Annotated in this window: 13 protein-coding genes and 1 pseudogene; 6 read left to right on the forward strand and 8 right to left on the reverse strand. The window is 62.4% G+C overall.

Annotated elements, in window-relative coordinates:
• Positions 1 to 113: 113 nt before the first annotated feature.
• The gene (locus P3T23_RS17330; protein ID WP_429317384.1) at positions 114 to 485 is read left to right on the forward strand and encodes a helix-turn-helix domain-containing protein; all 372 of its coding nucleotides are present in this window, start codon (positions 114 to 116) and stop codon (positions 483 to 485) included.
• On the forward strand, positions 485 to 1792 hold the full coding sequence (locus P3T23_RS17335; protein WP_429317385.1) for a type II toxin-antitoxin system HipA family toxin: 1308 nt from the start codon (positions 485 to 487) through the stop codon (positions 1790 to 1792). Before P3T23_RS17330 ends, P3T23_RS17335 begins: the two co-directional genes overlap by 1 nt.
• A gap of 76 nt (positions 1793 to 1868) precedes the next feature.
• On the opposite strand, the gene P3T23_RS17340 is transcribed toward P3T23_RS17335, so the two are convergent.
• The 7 genes from P3T23_RS17340 to P3T23_RS17370 form a co-directional block, all read right to left on the reverse strand.
• Positions 1869 to 2423, reverse strand: a complete 555-nt coding sequence (locus tag P3T23_RS17340) for a carboxymuconolactone decarboxylase family protein (protein ID WP_429317386.1) — start codon at positions 2421 to 2423, stop codon at positions 1869 to 1871.
• Positions 2424 to 2584: 161 nt separating this feature from the next.
• Positions 2585 to 3445 carry a MurR/RpiR family transcriptional regulator gene (locus tag P3T23_RS17345; RefSeq protein WP_429317387.1) on the reverse strand — a complete coding sequence of 287 codons (861 nt, stop codon included), beginning with the start codon at positions 3443 to 3445 and terminating at the stop codon, positions 2585 to 2587.
• 104 nt (positions 3446 to 3549) lie between these two features.
• Positions 3550 to 5832 (reverse strand): amylo-alpha-1,6-glucosidase, encoded by a 2283-nt coding sequence (locus P3T23_RS17350; RefSeq protein ID WP_429317388.1) that lies wholly within the window; start codon positions 5830 to 5832, stop codon positions 3550 to 3552.
• A gap of 278 nt (positions 5833 to 6110) precedes the next feature.
• The gene (gene gltA / locus P3T23_RS17355; RefSeq protein WP_429317389.1) at positions 6111 to 7415 is read right to left on the reverse strand and encodes a citrate synthase; all 1305 of its coding nucleotides are present in this window, start codon (positions 7413 to 7415) and stop codon (positions 6111 to 6113) included.
• Positions 7416 to 7617: 202 nt separating this feature from the next.
• A complete protein-coding gene (locus P3T23_RS17360; protein WP_429317390.1) occupies positions 7618 to 8415 on the reverse strand; it encodes an alpha/beta fold hydrolase in 798 nt (265 codons plus the stop codon).
• A 114-nt stretch (positions 8416 to 8529) separates the two neighbouring features.
• Positions 8530 to 9576 carry a rod shape-determining protein gene (locus P3T23_RS17365; RefSeq protein ID WP_429317391.1) on the reverse strand — a complete coding sequence of 349 codons (1047 nt, stop codon included), beginning with the start codon at positions 9574 to 9576 and terminating at the stop codon, positions 8530 to 8532.
• 222 nt (positions 9577 to 9798) lie between these two features.
• Positions 9799 to 10458, reverse strand: a complete 660-nt coding sequence (locus P3T23_RS17370) for an alpha/beta hydrolase (RefSeq protein ID WP_429317392.1) — start codon at positions 10456 to 10458, stop codon at positions 9799 to 9801.
• Positions 10459 to 10733: 275 nt separating this feature from the next.
• Here P3T23_RS17370 and P3T23_RS17375 point away from each other — a divergent pair, with 275 nt between their 5' ends.
• Positions 10734 to 12335 (forward strand): DHA2 family efflux MFS transporter permease subunit, encoded by a 1602-nt coding sequence (locus tag P3T23_RS17375; protein WP_429317393.1) that lies wholly within the window; start codon positions 10734 to 10736, stop codon positions 12333 to 12335.
• 27 nt (positions 12336 to 12362) lie between these two features.
• On the opposite strand, the gene P3T23_RS17380 is transcribed toward P3T23_RS17375, so the two are convergent.
• Positions 12363 to 13112 (reverse strand): AraC family transcriptional regulator, encoded by a 750-nt coding sequence (locus P3T23_RS17380; RefSeq protein WP_429317394.1) that lies wholly within the window; start codon positions 13110 to 13112, stop codon positions 12363 to 12365.
• Between the two features lie 135 nt (positions 13113 to 13247).
• Here P3T23_RS17380 and P3T23_RS17385 point away from each other — a divergent pair, with 135 nt between their 5' ends.
• The 3 genes and pseudogenes from P3T23_RS17385 to P3T23_RS17395 form a co-directional block, all read left to right on the forward strand.
• Positions 13248 to 14162 carry a glutaminase gene (locus P3T23_RS17385; RefSeq protein WP_429317395.1) on the forward strand — a complete coding sequence of 305 codons (915 nt, stop codon included), beginning with the start codon at positions 13248 to 13250 and terminating at the stop codon, positions 14160 to 14162.
• Between the two features lie 1182 nt (positions 14163 to 15344).
• Positions 15345 to 15554 (forward strand): hypothetical protein, encoded by a 210-nt coding sequence (locus P3T23_RS17390; protein WP_429317396.1) that lies wholly within the window; start codon positions 15345 to 15347, stop codon positions 15552 to 15554.
• Positions 15555 to 15987: 433 nt separating this feature from the next.
• Positions 15988 to 16398: pseudogene (locus P3T23_RS17395) on the forward strand (transposase); the annotation flags it as partial.
• Positions 16399 to 16631 lie beyond the last annotated feature (233 nt).

Raw genomic sequence — 16631 nt, forward strand, 5'->3', positions numbered from 1 at the left:
GAAGCAGGTATTATCGGTCACATAAGACCTTTTATATCTGTGAAAGGTCACATATGCGTTCATAAAATGGACCGCGTTGGCATCACCGCGTTTCGTGATCTATAATCGGTCACATGAAACCCGAAAACGCACCAAACGAGTCATTTAAGACCTCCATCAGCGAGCGGCTGCCGCTCCCCGTTCGCCGGGGCCTCGAGAAGCTCGGGCACGATATCTCGTTGGCGCGTCGCCGCCGGCACATTTCCACCCAGTCGATGGCTGAGCGGCTTAATGTGTCGCTCAAGACCTTGCAGCGACTGGAAAAAGGCGACCCGACGGTGGCAGTCGGAACCATTGCAACGGCGATCTTCGTTCTGAACGAACTCGACCGCCTTGCGAACCTGCTGGACACGGCCAGGGACGACGTCGGCCTGGGCCTGATGGATCTGGCCGTCCCCAAACGGATTCGCCGCCGGAAAGATACCTCGCCAGCCGGGGTAATCTGATGGCGCCGCCCGTCGAGCGTGTCGTGCGCGTGGCGCTAGGGGCATCTGCGCTGCCACTCGGTCAGTTGGCCTACGCGAAACAAGGGGCTCGCGAGAGTTCGGCATTCGCCTACGCGCCTGGCTGGCTGCAAAACAAAAGCAGCTTCAACATCTCTCCCGATCTCGCGTTGACGACGGAACGCCAGTTCCGCAAGGCGCCGACCAGAAGCGATTCGGTGTTTCACTTCGCCTTTGCGGATACCGAGCCCGATGGCTGGGGTTGCCGCGTCATTGCACGCGACCATGCGAAGCGGCGCAAGCTGGCACTCGACCAAGGCGAATCGTTCGTCGGCGGTGCGCTTACGGAGATGGACTATCTTCTGGGTGTGGACGACGAAAGTCGTATCGGCGCGATCCGTTTCACAGACGACCACGGCGGATTCCTGCGCACGATGGAAGACGGCGGTCGTCGCGCGCCTCCCCTGCTCGAGTTGTCGCAATTGCTGGGGGCGTCCCAGGCGATCGAACGCGGCACGGAAACCGAGGCTGACCTGCGCTATCTGCGTGGCCGCGGCACATCACTCGGCGGCATGCGCCCCAAATGCACGATCGTCGACGACGATGGCCACCTCGCGATAGGCAAATTCCCCAGCATCAGCGATGAACGCGCCGTCACGCGTGCAGAAGTGCTGGCGCTACGCCTCGCACGCAAGGCCGGCATAGAGGCCTCCGATGCGCGCATCGTGCTATCCGACGGAATCCCGGTTGCGCTCGTGCGCCGCTTCGACCGCCACGATGGCGGGCGAATTCCGTACCTGTCGGCGGCATCCATGCTGCAGGCGTCGCGCGAGGAAGACCACGCCTACACCGAGATCGCGGAGCGCATTCTGGTCGTGAGCGATGCCCCCCGGCGCGATCTTGCCGAGCTATGGCGTCGCATCGTGTTCAGCATGCTGATCACCAATGTCGACGATCATCTGCAAAATCATGGCTTCCTCCACGTCGGCCACGGCCAGTGGCGCCTTGCCCCGGCGTTCGATATCAATCCGATGCCCGACAAGGATCGGGAACTCAAGACGTGGCTGACCGAAGATTCAGGGCCGAGCGGCTCCATCGAAGAAGCGCTCGGCGCTGCCCGGCATTTTCATTTGACGCGTCCGCAAGCGCTCGACGTACTGGCGTCTGTGTACCGCGCAGTATTGAACTGGCGTGATGATGCGCGCACGCCGCACGTGGGCATGACGGCGCGCGAAGTCGCCGAGTTCGAGCCGGCATTTGAACATACGGAACTCGCTGCAGCAAAACGGCTCGTGGAAGGCGGCCGATAACGCCCGCCTGCCTCGCCGCCTGCTCTCTACCTCACGCGCGAGGCGCGTGCAGGCACCTTGAAGCAGGTACCTGTCGCTACTCCGCAAACGGCAGCGTCTCCTGCCCTTCCGCTCGCATGCCGAACACGTTCAGCGTCATCGCAACGAGCGCGTAATAACCGAGCAGCGCGACGAGATTCATCGTCACTTCATGCCCAAAGCGCGCGACCGTTTTTGCATACGTCGCGTCCGACACACGTTTCGCGTCGTACAGCTCGCTGGCGAAATCAAAAATCAATGCATCGTCGGCATCGGCTAGAGACGGCCGCTGGCCCTGGCGGATGGCTTCAGCCACCGCTTCCGGCACGCCGGCCTTCAGCGCGATCGGGTAATGGATGTACCACTCTGCCTGAGCCTGCCAGCGCTGAGCGGTCACGAGGATCGCCAGTTCCGAAAGACGCAGCGGCAAGCCCGTCTCATAGCGGCAGAACGCACCCAGCCGCTGCGCGTGCTGCGCGAGTTCCGGGCTGTGAATCCAGCCGAGGAAAGGCCCGTTCAGATTGCCGCGCGGCCCCGACAGGATCTCGTCGAGGACGGCTTTCTGTTCGGGCGTCGCTTGCGACGGGTCGAAGGGAGGTAAACGATCGGTCACTGCCAGGGTCCTCGTAACGGTTCAACGCGCATCGCGGTGCGATCGACGTGGCTCCGACGCGCCATCAACACGCGATGCACACTTATATATTACCGCAACATATGTTGTCAAAACGGAAGCAGCAGGAAGAGACGCGATCCGCCTGCGGGACCGGACAGGGATCAGATCACGTAGGCGCCTCTGGAATGCAGCGAGCGCTCCACCTTCTCGAGTTGCTCGACGGCGTCCGCACCTTCGAGTGCGAGCAGATGGGCGACGAGCGACTCCGCGATCGCCGTCGCCGCGACGAGCGAAGGAAAGAACGAAGGACTCTCGTGCGAAAAGATCAGCACCTTGTCGGCGTTCAGCGCGATTGGGGAAACGGCGCTGTCGGTGATCGCGATCAGCTTGCTGCCCTTCTCGAGCGCTGCCTGGGCAACGCGCACCGCTTCGACCGAATACGGCGCGAAGCTGATGACGATCGTGGCGCTGTCGCGATCGACGCCGCGCAGTTGCATCTCCAGCGTGCCCGCCTCGCCCGTCAACAGCGACACCGACGAGCGGAACAGCCGGTAGCCGTACACCAGCCCGAACGCGACCGCATAGCATGAGCGGAATCCCGCCACATGCACATGCGGCGCGCGGCGCAGCACACGTGCCGCTTCGACTGTCACGCGTGCGTTGTGCGCAGCGGTCAGTTCAAGGTTGTGTTGTTGCGCGACGAGCAGATCCTGCGCCAGCGCGTCCCGCGCGTTGGTCTTGACGAGCGAACGTGCACGGCTCGTGAGCGGCTCCGGCCGCGTACGCACCCGGGCGACGAACAGATCGCGCAGTTCGTTCCAGCCGGGAAAGCCGAGTTGCTGCGACAGCCGCACGAGCGACGCCGGCTGCACCAGCGCACGCTCGGCCACCTTGCGCATCGACGAGACCGCGACTTCGTCCGGGTGATCGAGCAGGAATGCCGCCCCCGTCTGGAATTGCGGACTCAGTTCGGAGAAGCGCGCCCGGATCAGGGCGGCAAGCTGGTCGAAACTGTCGGGCATGCGATGTACCGGGAACGAGGTTGGCGATGGGTTAAACAACAACTTGAACGACAAGGTTTAACCGCAAATGTTACCACCCGATGCATCGCACGCGACCCAGGTTTCTACAGCAACGCGATCACCCTCACGTCGCCCTGCTCCGCCGACGCGACCACCTTGCCCGCCACACGCCGGAACGTGATCGACACCGTCGAATCGCCCACCCGCAGATCGCCGACCTCGAGCCAGTCGATGCCTTCCGGCAGCATCGGCTGTTCGATGACGACCTCGCGTTTCGCGGCATCGATCGTGAGGCCGAGACACGCTTCGAGCATCATGAACGGCGATCCTGCGGCCCACGCCTGCGGCAGGCAGGCGACCGGATACGCAGTCGGCGGCTCGCCACGTCGGCGCGGAAAACCGCAGAAGAGTTCGGGCAGCCGCATGTCGAAATTGACGGCCGCCTGGAACAGCGCCTGCAACAGGCGCACGGCCGCCGCCTTTGCGCCGTAGCGCGCAAGGCCGCGCGCACACAATGCGTTGTCGTGCGGCCAGACCGAGCCGTTGTGATAGGCCATCGGATTGAAGCGCGCCTGACCCGCCGCAAGCGTGCGCACGCCCCAGCCCGTGTGAAAGAGCGTCGATTCGAGCCCGCGCGCGACCGCCTCGCCACGCTCCTTCGAAGGCAGCCCGAACGCCAGCAGATGTCCCGCGTTCGATGCGAGCACGCGACACAGTTCGCCGCGACCGTCGAGCGCGATGCCGTAGAAGCCGGAATCTTCCATCCAGTATTTCTCTTCGACGCACGCGCGAATCGACGTTGCGCGCTTTGCGTAACGCGCGGCGTCGTCGTGCTGGTCGCGCAACGTGGCGAAATGCGCCATCGTGTCGAATGCGGCGCTCGCGTAGGCCTGCACTTCGACGAGCGCGATCGGCCCGTCCGGAAAGTGGCCATCCGCGTGAAAAACCGAATCGTGACTGTCCTTCCAGCCCTGGTTCGCGAGACCACCGTCGGAGGCGCGCTGATAGTCGAGCAGCCCTAGACGGTTCCTGTCGCACACGCCCGCGACCCACTGCGCCGCGCGCTGCAACGCAGGCCACAATTCGTCGACGAGCCCCGTATCGCCCGTGCGCGCGACGTAAGCGCCCGCCAGCACGATAAAGAGCGGTGTGGTGTCCACGCCGCCGTAATAGAGCGCGAACGGGACTTCGCCGGTGGCGGCCATCTCGCCCTTGCGCATCTCATGCATGATCTTGCCGGGTGCGGCATCGCGAAATGCGGAATCCTCGCGCGCCTGATGCTCGGCGAGAAAACGCAGCACACCGCGCGCCAGGCCTGGTTGCAACCACAACGTCTGCAACGACGTAATGACGGCATCGCGGCCAAACGGTGTAGAGAACCACGGAATGCCTGCATACGGGTACGGGCCCGTGGCGAGATCGGTGGTCAACAGACCGAGGTCGGCAAGCGAGCGGTCGATCCACGCATTGAACAGAGGATTGCTCGAGCGCACGCGGGCGGTTGCCCGGCGGCGTTCGCGCATCACCAGGTGAGCATCGACGAGCGCCGCGCGCACGGCAGCCCGGCCCACGCGCGGGCGCACCGTATCGATCTGCGACAGATGCAATTCACTCACGCCATGCGTCGGCTGCGAAACATCGACGCCGCGCGACGACGCATCGCGCCCCTGCACCTGTACCGCCACCGACAGATAGATCGATATGCATGCCTGTGCGGGCAGGTTCACCGAATAGTCCGCGCGATCCGCGAGCAGTTTGGGCGGGGTCGGCGAAAACGCAAGGCGCACGCCGCGCGTGACGTCGTCGAGACCGATGTACTCGAGCAGCACTTCGCCATTCTCGATGCGCGGCGCCTTGATCGTGCCCTGCTTCGGCCGTTTCAGACCGCGCACCTCGAACATGTCGCGAAAGTCGCTCGAAAACGAGATCGACAGGGGCACCACTGCATCGCTCGTGCCGTAGTTGGTCAATTCGATTGCTTCGTTGAGCACCGTGCCTGACAGCACGCGGATGCGTTGCACGTGAATCACGCCTTCCGGCGTGCTCGTGCCGCCGAGCGGCGGCAGCGGCCGGTTTGTCAGGTGCGCGGTGAACGCGGTGTTGTCGCTGCTGACGCTGCCCGACAGCAGCGAGGGGGCACGGCCGCCGAAGGTGAGCCGCAAGCCGGACAGCACGCGCATATCGTTGACGAACAGGCCATCGTCGCGGCCTGTGATGTCGCCGAGCGGATCGTTGACGATAAACGTGTCGCCCGATTTCAGCACGTACTGGTTCGCGCTGGCGACGTTCAGATTTTCAGTCGGGATGAATACGGCGTCCGGGTCCGGCGCCGTCAGGTCCGGCTTGCCTGCATGGGTCAGTCCACCGAGTGCTTCTGGATCCTGCATCAGCTTGCTCCTTCCTGTTGGCTTCGTACCGATTGTAGAAGGTCTTCGGCGATCGCACGAGTTTAGAGCGGCTGCGCAGCGTGAATGGTGATGCGTTCAGGCGTCGGGAGTAGCGGACAGGGCAACGCGGCATCGAGTGTGCCAGCAGGCGCGTTTCCCACCGCGGTGCCCCGCACGGGCGCGCGCCACGGACAGATGACAACGGGCGCTTTTCCCTGTTCACGGAAAAAGCGCCCGTCTGTTGCGGCCCGAAAACGCGATTGAAGTGCGGTGACTGTTTAAGCGCGCTTTGCAATCGGCTTTGCTTCACGCGGCGTTTCGCCGACGAAAAGCTGACGCGGACGGCCAATCTTCTGCTCCGGATCGGCAATCATCTCGTTCCACTGCGCAATCCAGCCGACCGTGCGTGCCATCGCGAAGATACACGTGAACATCGACGTCGGAATGCCCAGCGCGCGCTGCACGATGCCCGAGTAGAAATCGACGTTCGGGTACAGCTTGCGCGACACGAAGTATTCGTCTTCCAGCGCGATCTTTTCGAGCGCCATCGCCAGCTTGAACAGCGGGTCGTCGTGCAGGCCCAGTTCTTCGAGCACTTCGTGGCACGTTTCGCGCATCAGCTTCGCACGCGGATCGTAGTTCTTGTACACACGGTGACCGAAGCCCATCAGCTTCACGCCCGAGTTCTTGTCCTTCACCTGTCTGATGAACTCAGGAATGTTGTCGACCGAGCCGATTTCTTCCAGCATGTTCAGCGCGGCTTCGTTCGCCCCGCCGTGCGCCGGACCCCAAAGACAGGCGATACCCGCGGCGATACACGCGAACGGATTGGCGCCCGACGAGCCGGCCAGACGCACGGTCGAGGTCGAAGCGTTCTGTTCGTGGTCCGCGTGCAGGATCAGGATGCGGTCGAGCGCGCGCACCAGCACGTCGTTGACCTTGTACTCTTCAGCAGGCGTCGAGAACATCATGCGCATGAAGTTCGCGCTGTACGACAGGTCGTTCTTCGGATACACGAACGGCTGGCCGATGCTGTACTTGTACGCCATCGCGACGAGCGTCGGCAGCTTGGCGATCATGCGGATCTGCGACACTTCGCGGTGACGCGGATTGTTGATGTCGAGCGAGTCGTGATAGAACGCCGACAGTGCACCAACCGCGGCGACCAGAATCGCCATAGGGTGCGCATCGCGACGGAAGCCGCGGAAGAAGAACTGCATCTGCTCGTGCACCATCGTGTGCTGCTTGACGGTGTCGACGAATTCTTTCTTCTGCTTCGCGTTCGGCAGCTCGCCCTTCAGCAGCAGGTAGCAGGTTTCGAGGAAGTCGGCGCTTTGCGCGAGGTTGTCGATCGGGTAGCCGCGATACAGCAGTTCACCCTTGTCGCCGTCGATGTACGTGATCGCCGAATTGCACGCCGCCGTCGACATGAAGCCCGGATCGTACGTGAACTTGCCGGTCTGGCCGTAGAGCTTGCGAATGTCGATGACGTCAGGGCCTTGCGTGCCCTTGTAGACCGGCAATTCGACCGTCTGATCGCTGTCGGAAAACTTCAGTATTGCGTGTGTGGTCGAGTCGTTCATCTGCGCGTGTCCTTTTCACTGTGTCATCGCACGAGTGCCGGTTCGCATGAGGAGCATGCACCGGCTCTGGCAACGCATTCTACGGCTCGGAACGCGATAAATTGTGTCGATGGAACGCAACACTCCATCTCGGCGTCAGCAACATTCATCTGGCTTTCACCGCGCTACAGCGCCGGCACACGCCGCAAACCGGGGCGGGACCTCAGCCTGCGTGGCCTTCGCCAGCGTTCCGGATGAATTCGTCGACGTAGCGGTTGAACGCCGCCGGATGCGCGAGATTCATGCCGTGCGACGCGCCATTCACCGTCTGGCGCCGGGCATCGGGCAGCCAGGACGCGAGCGCTTCGGCAGTGCGGCGGAACATCAGCGGACTCTTCTCACCATCGATCAGCAACACGGGGCAGCGCACCTCGGCGGCCTCTTCTGGCGTGTATGGCGGCAATGGATCCCGGAACTGACGCGCCAGCGTGTGCGCGTTGTCGATCGCCATTCGCCGGAAGGCCGCCGTGCTCTTCGCCCAGAAACCGGGACGGCTGACCGAATCGACGAAGAGTTGCAGGCCGGCATCGATGTCGCCTTCTTCGATCAGTTGCGCCGCGCGGGCGCGCAGCGCGTTGACGGGCTCCGGCAACTTCGCGGGTGGCCGGCCCGCGATCTGCAGTGGACCGCCGGGATCGGCCAGCGTCAGCGTGCGAACCTGTTGCGGATGACGTCGCGCACAATGAAACGTCACGCACCCGCCACGCGAGTGACCGACCACATGAGCCGGCCCCGCACCGAAGCGCCCGATGAACTCAGCGACCTCGTCAGCGTGCCGGCTCCAGCTGAACGGCATGTCGGCGGGCGTGTCGGTAGCGGGCCAGTAATGCGTGAGACTGACCGCGACGCATTGATAGTGCTTCGACAGCCCGGATACCTGCGGCTGCCAGTAGCGGAAGTCGCACAACGAACCATGCACGAACAGCAGCAACTCACCTTCGCCTTGAACGACGTACGGCATACGCAGACCATTCTGCAATTCGATGAAAGACGGCGAAGAAACGGGATCGGGATGAGTCACGGAGGAAAGGTGGAGACAGAGACCGGGACGGACGCAGCGCGGCTGCGCCTTGCATCAGTCGAACGCGTGTGGGTCGAGCACAGCAGAGGCGGCGCCAGCGCCGCGCACGGCGCACGTCAGCGGCTCGTCGGCAAGCCGCACCTCGAGACCGATCTGGTCGGACAGACAGCGGTCCAGATTACCCAGCAGCGAGCCGCCGCCCGTCAGCACGATACCGGCGTCCGCGATATCCGTGACGAGTTCCGGCGGCGCCGATTCGAGCGCCGCCTTCACCGCGCCGATCACATGGGCGAGCGGCGACGCGATGGCTTCCGCGATATCGTGATTGGTTAGCTGGACGGTGCGCGGCAGGCCGTCGTCGAGACTGCGCCCGGTCGCATTGATGCGTTCGGTGGGCACGTCGCGGATCGCCGTGCCGATGGTCTTTTTCACATGCTCGGCAGTCTGGTCGCCGAGCACCACGCCGTAGACATTGCGGACGTAATTGACGATGGCCAGATCGAACTGGTCGCCGCCCACGCGGATGGAACCGCTGTACGCCATGCCGCCCAGCGCGATCACGCCGACTTCGGTCGTGCCGCCGCCGATATCGACGACCATCGAGCCGGTCGCCTCCGATACCGGCAAACCGGCCCCCACTGCCGACGCGAGCGATTCGCCGATCAGGTTCACTTTCCACGCTCCGGCCGCGACGGCCGCCTCGCGGATCGCGCGCCGCTCGACCTGGGTCGCGCCGGCCGGCACGCAGATCGTGAACGACGGACGCCGGCCAAGACGTGTACGCGTACTCGACATGTCGACGAACTGGCGAATCATATGTTCGGCCGCGGCGAAGTTGGCGATGACGCCGTGCCGCATCGGCCGCACCGCTTCAAGGTTGACCGGGACACGTCCAAGCAGTTGCTTGGCTTCCTTGCCGACCGCGGCGACGCGCTCGCGCCCGATCGCCGCGTGCTTCTGGAAGCAGACTACCGAGGGCTGGTTGAGCACGATGCCCTGATCGTGCGTATAGATGAGCGTGTTGGCGGTGCCGAGGTCCACTGCCACATCGTGGCTGAACAGACGTTTGAAAAATGAAGGTTGCGGCATCGCTCTGGCCATGGGCGGCTCTACTGGTTTCGGTGCCGCCCGTTGCCGGGCCTGCACAAATGGTCTCCCCGGCTACGTGTCGCGCCTTGGCGGGCACAACGTCGATCGGCGCGTCGGGTGCTTTTTTCGCGGCTATTGAACCATTAACGGCACCCACGCCAAAATCTTTAGGCTTCGTCTAACATTACAGATGGTTACAAAAGGTCAAACGCTGCCGGACCCAGCCCAAAGCGATCAGCCGCGCGCCGGCCCAGCGAACACCCGCATCAGTGCATCGCGCCCAAGTGCGACGCCGTCCGCCGAAATCGTATGACCGACGCCCGGTAACGCATACGCCTCGACTGCGAATCCTGCGTCGCTGAACGCGAGCGCGGCGCGCTCCAGTTCCTGCGCCGGAATGACCGGATCGTCTTCGCCATGGATCAGCGTGAGCGGCGTACGACTCTTCGCGGTTACCCGCGATGCCAGCCGTCCCGAATAGGCCACCACGGCCGCCGCGCCCTGCGGATTCGTCGCGACGTGATGCATCGCCATGATGGCCCCTTGCGAAAAGCCGACCAGCGCCAGCCGCGCGAAATCGAGCTGCCAATGCGCAAGTTCGGCCGTCAGGATCTTTTCGACCGCTGGCCATGCATCGGCGACGCGCGCCGCACGCAGACTTTCATCTACGTTACGCACACTAAACCACTGGCGGCCGCCGAACCCGCCATCGAACGGCTCACCGCCGTCGAGCGAGGCGAAGGCCGTCGACGGCAGCGCTTGGCGCCAGACATCGGCGAGCGGCAGAAGATCGCGCGCATTGCTGCCTACGCCATGCATCAGCACAACGAGCGATTGCGCCGGTGCGTTGGCCGGCTCGAGCCGCCAGCCATGTTCGAACTGCTCCCAGGCCATGTCGGGGTCCTCTTCTGATGGGTTTTTCGGTGGTTTCCGGCTGTGTCGCGGGCGGGTCCGCGAGCACATCCGGGGTGCGCTACAAGACGCATCAAGTGCGATGCCGCGAGCATACCTTCTGCATCGTGATCGTGCTGCGGGCGAATGCCCATGCCGCCCGCCCAATGCCGCGTTCGACGACATCGGCGCACGAATGAAGGTATCCTCTCCCAACCCGTTTGACCGTCTGACCGCCGCGCCGCGTGCACCGTGGCAGGCCCGATCCGGAGAATTGCTTGAGCCAGCCACCGTCCGCACCCGGTCGTCCCGACGGCGCCCTGAAGCCGCCCGCCCCTCCCGCGCCTCCGCCTCCGTTGCATGGCGGCCAGCTCGTGCTGGCGACCATCGCGGTCGCGCTGGCCACCTTCATGAACGTGCTGGACACGTCGATCGCCAACGTGGCGATTCCGACGATCTCGGGCAACCTCGGCGTCTCTGTCGACGAAGGCACCTGGGTCATCACGGTGTTCGCGGCAGCCAACGCCGTGTCGATTCCGCTTACTGGCTGGCTCACGCAGCGTCTCGGCCAGATCAGGCTGTTCGTCGGCGCGATCCTGATGTTCGTGCTGGCGTCGTGGCTGTGCGGCGTGGCGCCGACCCTGCCCATCCTGCTCGTCTCCCGTGTTCTGCAAGGCGCGGTGGCCGGCCCGCTGATTCCGCTGTCGCAGGCGATCCTGCTCAGTTCATGGCCGAAGGAAAAATCGTCGACCGCGCTCGCGCTCTGGGCCATGACCGCCACGGTCGGCCCGATTGCCGGTCCCGCGCTCGGCGGCTGGATCACCGACAGCTATTCGTGGTCGTGGATCTTCTACATCAACATTCCGGTCGGCATCTTCGCCGCGGGCGTCACGTGGATGATCTACCGGAACCGCGAAACACCCACCAGAAAACTGCCGATCGACGTGGTCGGGCTGGGGCTCCTCGTCGCGTGGGTTGCATCGCTGCAGGTCATGCTCGACAAAGGCAAGGATCTCGACTGGTTCTCGTCGCCGTTGATCGTCACGCTCGGTATCACGGCGGTGATCAGTTTCGCGTTCTTCCTGGTCTGGGAGCTCACTGAAGAGAATCCGATCGTCGATCTGCGGCTTTTCACGCAGCGCAACTTTCTCGGCGGGACGATCGCGATTTCCGTCGCCTACGGCGTGTTCTTCGGCAACCTCGTGCTGCTGCCGCAATGGATGCAGGAATACCTGAACTACCGTTCGGTCGATGCCGGTCTCGTCACCGCGCCGCTCGGCATTTTCGCGGTGATCCTTGCGCCGGTGATGGGCCGCGTGCTGCCACGCTCCGACGCGCGGATCATCGCCACGCTCGCGTTCGTCGGTTTTGCGATCGTCTTTTACATGCGCTCGCAGTATGTGATCGAGATCGACACCTGGCACCTCGTGCTGCCGACGCTGCTGCAGGGCATCCCGATGGCGATGTTCTTCGTCCCGCTGACGGCCATCATCCTGTCCGGCCAGCCGCCGCAGAGGATACCGGCCGCGGCGGGGCTGTCGAATTTCGTGCGGGTGTTCTGCGGCGCCGTGGGAACGTCGATTGCGGGCAATGCGTGGAATAACCGGACGGTGCTGCATCACGAACGGCTCACCGAACAGGCGTCGATCAACAACCCGGCGTTCACCCAGCAGATGGACGCCACACAATCGCTGCTGCATCTGAACACGTCGTCGGCGCACGCGCTGTTCGATTTTCAGCTGAACACGCAGGCTGCGATGATGGGACTGAACGACATCTTCTATGTGTCGGCGATCATTTTTATTCTGATCATTCCGCTGATCTGGATCACCAAGCCGGGCAAAGGCGGCGGCGGGCCGGGCGCGGCGGGCGCGCATTGAGATCTGCCCCCTCCGTCGGGACGCTCGTCAGCGAAAATACCGCGCAGGTGTCTCGCCCAGCGCCTGCCGGAATACCGCGATGAACGACGACACGTCGTGGTAGCCCACCCTGAGCGCGACCTGCGTGACGCTCTCGCCGGAGCCGAGTTGTTCGAGCGCAACCAGTAGCCGCAGTTGCTGTCGCCACTGGCCGAACGTCAAGCCGGTTTCCTTGACGAAGAGCCGTGCCGCCGTGCGCGCAGTCACGCCCGCCGCGCTCGCGAAGTCGTCGAGTACGCCGGTGTCCGCCGGGTCGGCCACCAGCGCGTCGGCGATGTGCTGGGTACGCGGATCCTGCGGCCAGTTCAGCGAGAGCGGCACGACGGCCAGGTCCGGAAGATGGTCGAGGAGCACGCGCACGATACGCGCCTGCGGTCCGTCCGGAGCATAACCAGCGCCGAATGTGGCCGCCTCCGTCAGCAGCACATCCGCCAGCGAATCGACCGCCACGACGCAGCAGTCTGACGGCACCACGTCGACATCGGCGTCGGCGTACAGCGAGCGCAAAGCCACGCCCACCGTCGACGACACCCGATGCAGCACACCCGGCAATACCCACACCGCGCACTTCGGTGGCGCGACCAGTCGGCCGGTTTTCGTGTGCAGGGTCAGTACCGTGTCGCCGGCGACGATGAGCCGGGCGCGCGGATTCGCGTGCCACATCTCCTCGGCGGACTCATACAGTTCCGACAGGACAAACACGGCACCGCCGTCCGCATCCTGATCGATGACGTTCATTGATTGTCCGTTTTGCCGTAAAAAATGTTAAAACGGAGCCAGATTAGCACGCGCAGCGCCCGCGTGCAGGCGCCGAAGAGCCGCGTCTGACACGCGCATTGCCGCTAGAATCGCGCCATCCAACGGTCCCATCTCATGAACTATTCAGGCATCCTCGACCAGATCCATCACGATCTCAAGCCCTGGCTCGGAACGGGCCGCGTGGCCGATTACATCCCCGAACTGGCGAAAATTTCCGCCGACCGGTTCGGCATGGCGGTCGTCACTATCGCAGGCGACGTTTTCCGCACCGGCGAAGCCGATACGCGCTTCTCGATCCAGAGCATTTCGAAGCTGTTCGCCTGCACCATGGCCTTTCAACTGCTCGGCGATGCGCTCTGGCAGCGCGTCGGTCGCGAGCCGTCGGGAACGGCGTTCAACTCGCTCGTGCAGCTCGAAGCCGAACAGGGCAAACCGCGCAATCCGTTCATCAACGCCGGCGCGCTCGTCGTGACCGATGTTCTGTGCCGCCGTTTCGTGCAGGCGGAAACGGCGCTGGTCGAATTCATCCGGCGGCTGACCGGTGAGCGAAGCATCGGTTACGACATCCAGGTCGCGCAATCGGAACTGCAGCACGCGCACCGCAATCGCGCGATGGCGCACTTCATGGCGAGCTTCGGCAATCTGGAGATGCCGCCCGAAGTCGTCGTCGATGCGTACTGCCGGCAGTGCGCGATTTCGATGAGCTGCGTGGAACTCGCGAAGGCAGCGCTCTTCCTTTCCAATCATGGCGTGGTGCCGTCGACCGGCGAGCGTATCGTCGATGCCAGTTCGGCCAAGCGGCTGTCAGCGCTGATGCTGACCTGCGGCACCTACGACGCGGCCGGCGACTTCGTCTATCGCGTCGGTTTGCCGGCGAAGAGCGGCGTGGGCGGCGGGATCGTCGCGGTGCTGCCGGGCGAGATGGCGGTGTGCGTCTGGTCGCCCGGGCTGGACGTGAATGGTAATTCGCTGACCGGCACGCTCGCCCTCGAATGGCTGACCACGCTTACCAGGCAGTCGATTTTTTGATAGCACTCGCGCAGAGACCATCCAAAGGTTTACTTCTGCTGACCGTAAGCACGATCGAAAGCGAACGTCATCCGGCTGACTCCGTTTAGGGTTATTCGATGCCTGCCATCGGCCATACGTGGTCGCGACGTTCAGCAAGCTTACCGGTCGCTCGTGGATCTATGGCCATTTCTGGGTCATCGCGCATTGCAGTGCAACGCGCTCGCGAGTCCGTTCCGTCATCGCCTCGCGGCCGCTTGCCCAGCCTCGACAGCGCGTACCCGAGTACGTTCTGGGTGATTGCCCAATCAAGCGGGACGCGCCCGCGCGGTAACGCGCCTCCAGGGCCTGGTGATACACACCGATAGCCCGCAACAACGCAGTGTTATCGCCTTTCTCGTCCCCACGGCCTGGTCTGCGGCAACCTTGAAGTGTTGCGCTGCCTGCAGGTAGTCCCAGGCGCGTCAGACTCAGCTCACCGCGTTCGATGCGGGTGCTCGCCGCATTGAGGCGTCGGCGGCTGGCGGCAGCCTGGGCCTCGAACGCCAGCGCTTCCGCCTGGTGGGTTCCCAACGAAGATGGCGCGTTGCGACCGACGTTTCGCGATCGCTACGCAGGCGCCTGTTCTCCATTTTTTGCAACATCGGTCGACGAGACCCGATCAATTCGCGCGAACGCCATCTGCAACTACATCGCCAGGCGGATGCATGATATATAAACGATTTCATAACTCACTTCTTATATATTTAAATAAAAATTATGAATTTTTTAAGACATCTCAAAAACCTTTCTTTATAGTCGTTTTACATATTGGAGATGGCCGATATATTTCGACCTTCTCCATGGTCCGTTATCGGTTTTTTTTTCAATGCTGGACGTCATCTGCGGAGGAATCAACATGCCCACGATGGAAGTCGATGTATTCGATGGTGTGATCACAGCGAACCCCGGAGCCCAGTCTTGGAGCTGGCAGGCATTCTCTTGGGAATACATAGGTTTGACGATCATACCGATCAGTTCAAACGGCAGTGTTCAGATTACAAGCCAGGGAGTGAGCTCAGATCCAAACGGAACCAGGACACTGTTCTTCGACACTCAAAACAATACTAACGATAATTTGTCATGCTTCGTGACTCTGACCTTACCGCACGATAGCGTCGATTAATGAACCAAGGATCATCCAGATTAAAGGAGTTAATTCATATGGCAAAGAAACTCAATGTCGCCTACGATGCCGACGGCAGCATCGTGTCAGCGACGGAGTCAAAGCACATTCCCATGCCGAAACACGGGAAAGGTTTGTCAACGGGCGAATTCGATGTTCCCGATAAGTTCGAAAACAAAAAGCCCCGCGAGTATCTTCACTCCCTTAAGGTCGATGTAAAAGCGCGCCAGCTAACAGAGAAGCAATGAAACACATTTACCGTGCAAACTTGTTAATACACGGCGGCGGCAGTGGTGCCGCATTGACCCACTCCGCCGGAGAGGCAGTTTTGAGCAAAGAACCCAGATTACTTCTGTCAAAACCGTTGCCACTCAAAATAGCGCGTTTCTTTCGTCTCAAGATCAGTGCACTGTCTCAGGGCAGGCTACATTGCATGTTCCCTCGATCATTCTATGCTACTGACGGGCGCAAACGTAACGCTCGAGGTAGTCGGTTTTAACCCGTTCTAACCCGGGCGTTACCGTCGGCGTCGATTCCGAAAAGAGCGACTCCAAACGCTGGTGGTAGTTCTACCCTGCCGCGAACGAATGACGGTTAGACCATTGATTGTGTTGAAAAAGTCGCCCGTGGTTTGGAATATTCGGTATCCTCGAAGACATTGATCGACGGGAGTGATTCGTCATGATGGGTCAATTGGGCAGCGGACAGGACAGACTCTTCTACTCGTTCAACCTCGATAATCACGTCCCTCGCGAGCACTTGTTGAGAGGCATCGATCACTTCCTCGATCTCCGTGATTTACGCCGGCATCTCGCGCCGTTCTACAGCCCGATGGGGCGACCATCGATTGATCCAGAACTCATGATCCGTATGTTGATCGTGGGCTACTGCTTCGGTATCCGTTCCGAGCGCAGGCTATGCGAGGAGGTACATCTGAACCTCGCATATCGATGGTTCTGCCGCCTGGGCCTGGAGGACGCCGTACCCGAACACTCGACATTCTCCAAGAACCGCCACCGGATGACAGCAACGGGTCGAAAGTACGCATCCGCTAGAAGTGATAGCCGCCTATCGATGCCGGTACCTGAATGTCGGGTGCGGCCGATCAACTGGCGCTCGCTTGATAGGTCGATAGAAGTCAATCGGGAAGCGGTTGCTCCGTTCGGCTGCTGAATCGTTTGAACGACGGTCGGCGTGAGTTCCAGGGTAGATCGGTTGGGACGGTGACTCAAGCGTCACTGGCCAGCGACCTGCCTTGATCGAGTTTTTGCGGAGGACAGGACCGTGAAGCGGACCTCGTGGTTATGCGGTACGAGCAGGTTGCA

Source organism: Paraburkholderia sp. GAS448, from assembly GCF_050435685.1.
Classification (GTDB): Bacteria; Pseudomonadota; Gammaproteobacteria; order Burkholderiales; family Burkholderiaceae; genus Paraburkholderia.

What these genes read in the sequence shown, in the direction of transcription:
- P3T23_RS17345 (WP_429317387.1), bottom strand. Translation starts at nt 3,445, where the DNA reads ATGCCCGACAGTTTCGACCAGCTTGCCGCCCTGATCCGGGCGCGCTTC.
- gltA (WP_429317389.1), bottom strand. Translation starts at nt 7,415, where the DNA reads ATGAACGACTCGACCACACACGCAATACTGAAGTTTTCCGACAGCGAT.
- P3T23_RS17390 (WP_429317396.1), top strand. Translation starts at nt 15,345, where the DNA reads ATGGCAAAGAAACTCAATGTCGCCTACGATGCCGACGGCAGCATCGTG.
- P3T23_RS17365 (WP_429317391.1), bottom strand. Translation starts at nt 9,576, where the DNA reads ATGGCCAGAGCGATGCCGCAACCTTCATTTTTCAAACGTCTGTTCAGC.
- P3T23_RS17360 (WP_429317390.1), bottom strand. Translation starts at nt 8,415, where the DNA reads ATGCCGTACGTCGTTCAAGGCGAAGGTGAGTTGCTGCTGTTCGTGCAT.
- P3T23_RS17370 (WP_429317392.1), bottom strand. Translation starts at nt 10,458, where the DNA reads ATGGCCTGGGAGCAGTTCGAACATGGCTGGCGGCTCGAGCCGGCCAAC.
- P3T23_RS17385 (WP_429317395.1), top strand. Translation starts at nt 13,248, where the DNA reads ATGAACTATTCAGGCATCCTCGACCAGATCCATCACGATCTCAAGCCC.
- P3T23_RS17380 (WP_429317394.1), bottom strand. Translation starts at nt 13,112, where the DNA reads ATGAACGTCATCGATCAGGATGCGGACGGCGGTGCCGTGTTTGTCCTG.
- P3T23_RS17330 (WP_429317384.1), top strand. Translation starts at nt 114, where the DNA reads ATGAAACCCGAAAACGCACCAAACGAGTCATTTAAGACCTCCATCAGC.
- P3T23_RS17335 (WP_429317385.1), top strand. Translation starts at nt 485, where the DNA reads ATGGCGCCGCCCGTCGAGCGTGTCGTGCGCGTGGCGCTAGGGGCATCT.
- P3T23_RS17350 (WP_429317388.1), bottom strand. Translation starts at nt 5,832, where the DNA reads ATGCAGGATCCAGAAGCACTCGGTGGACTGACCCATGCAGGCAAGCCG.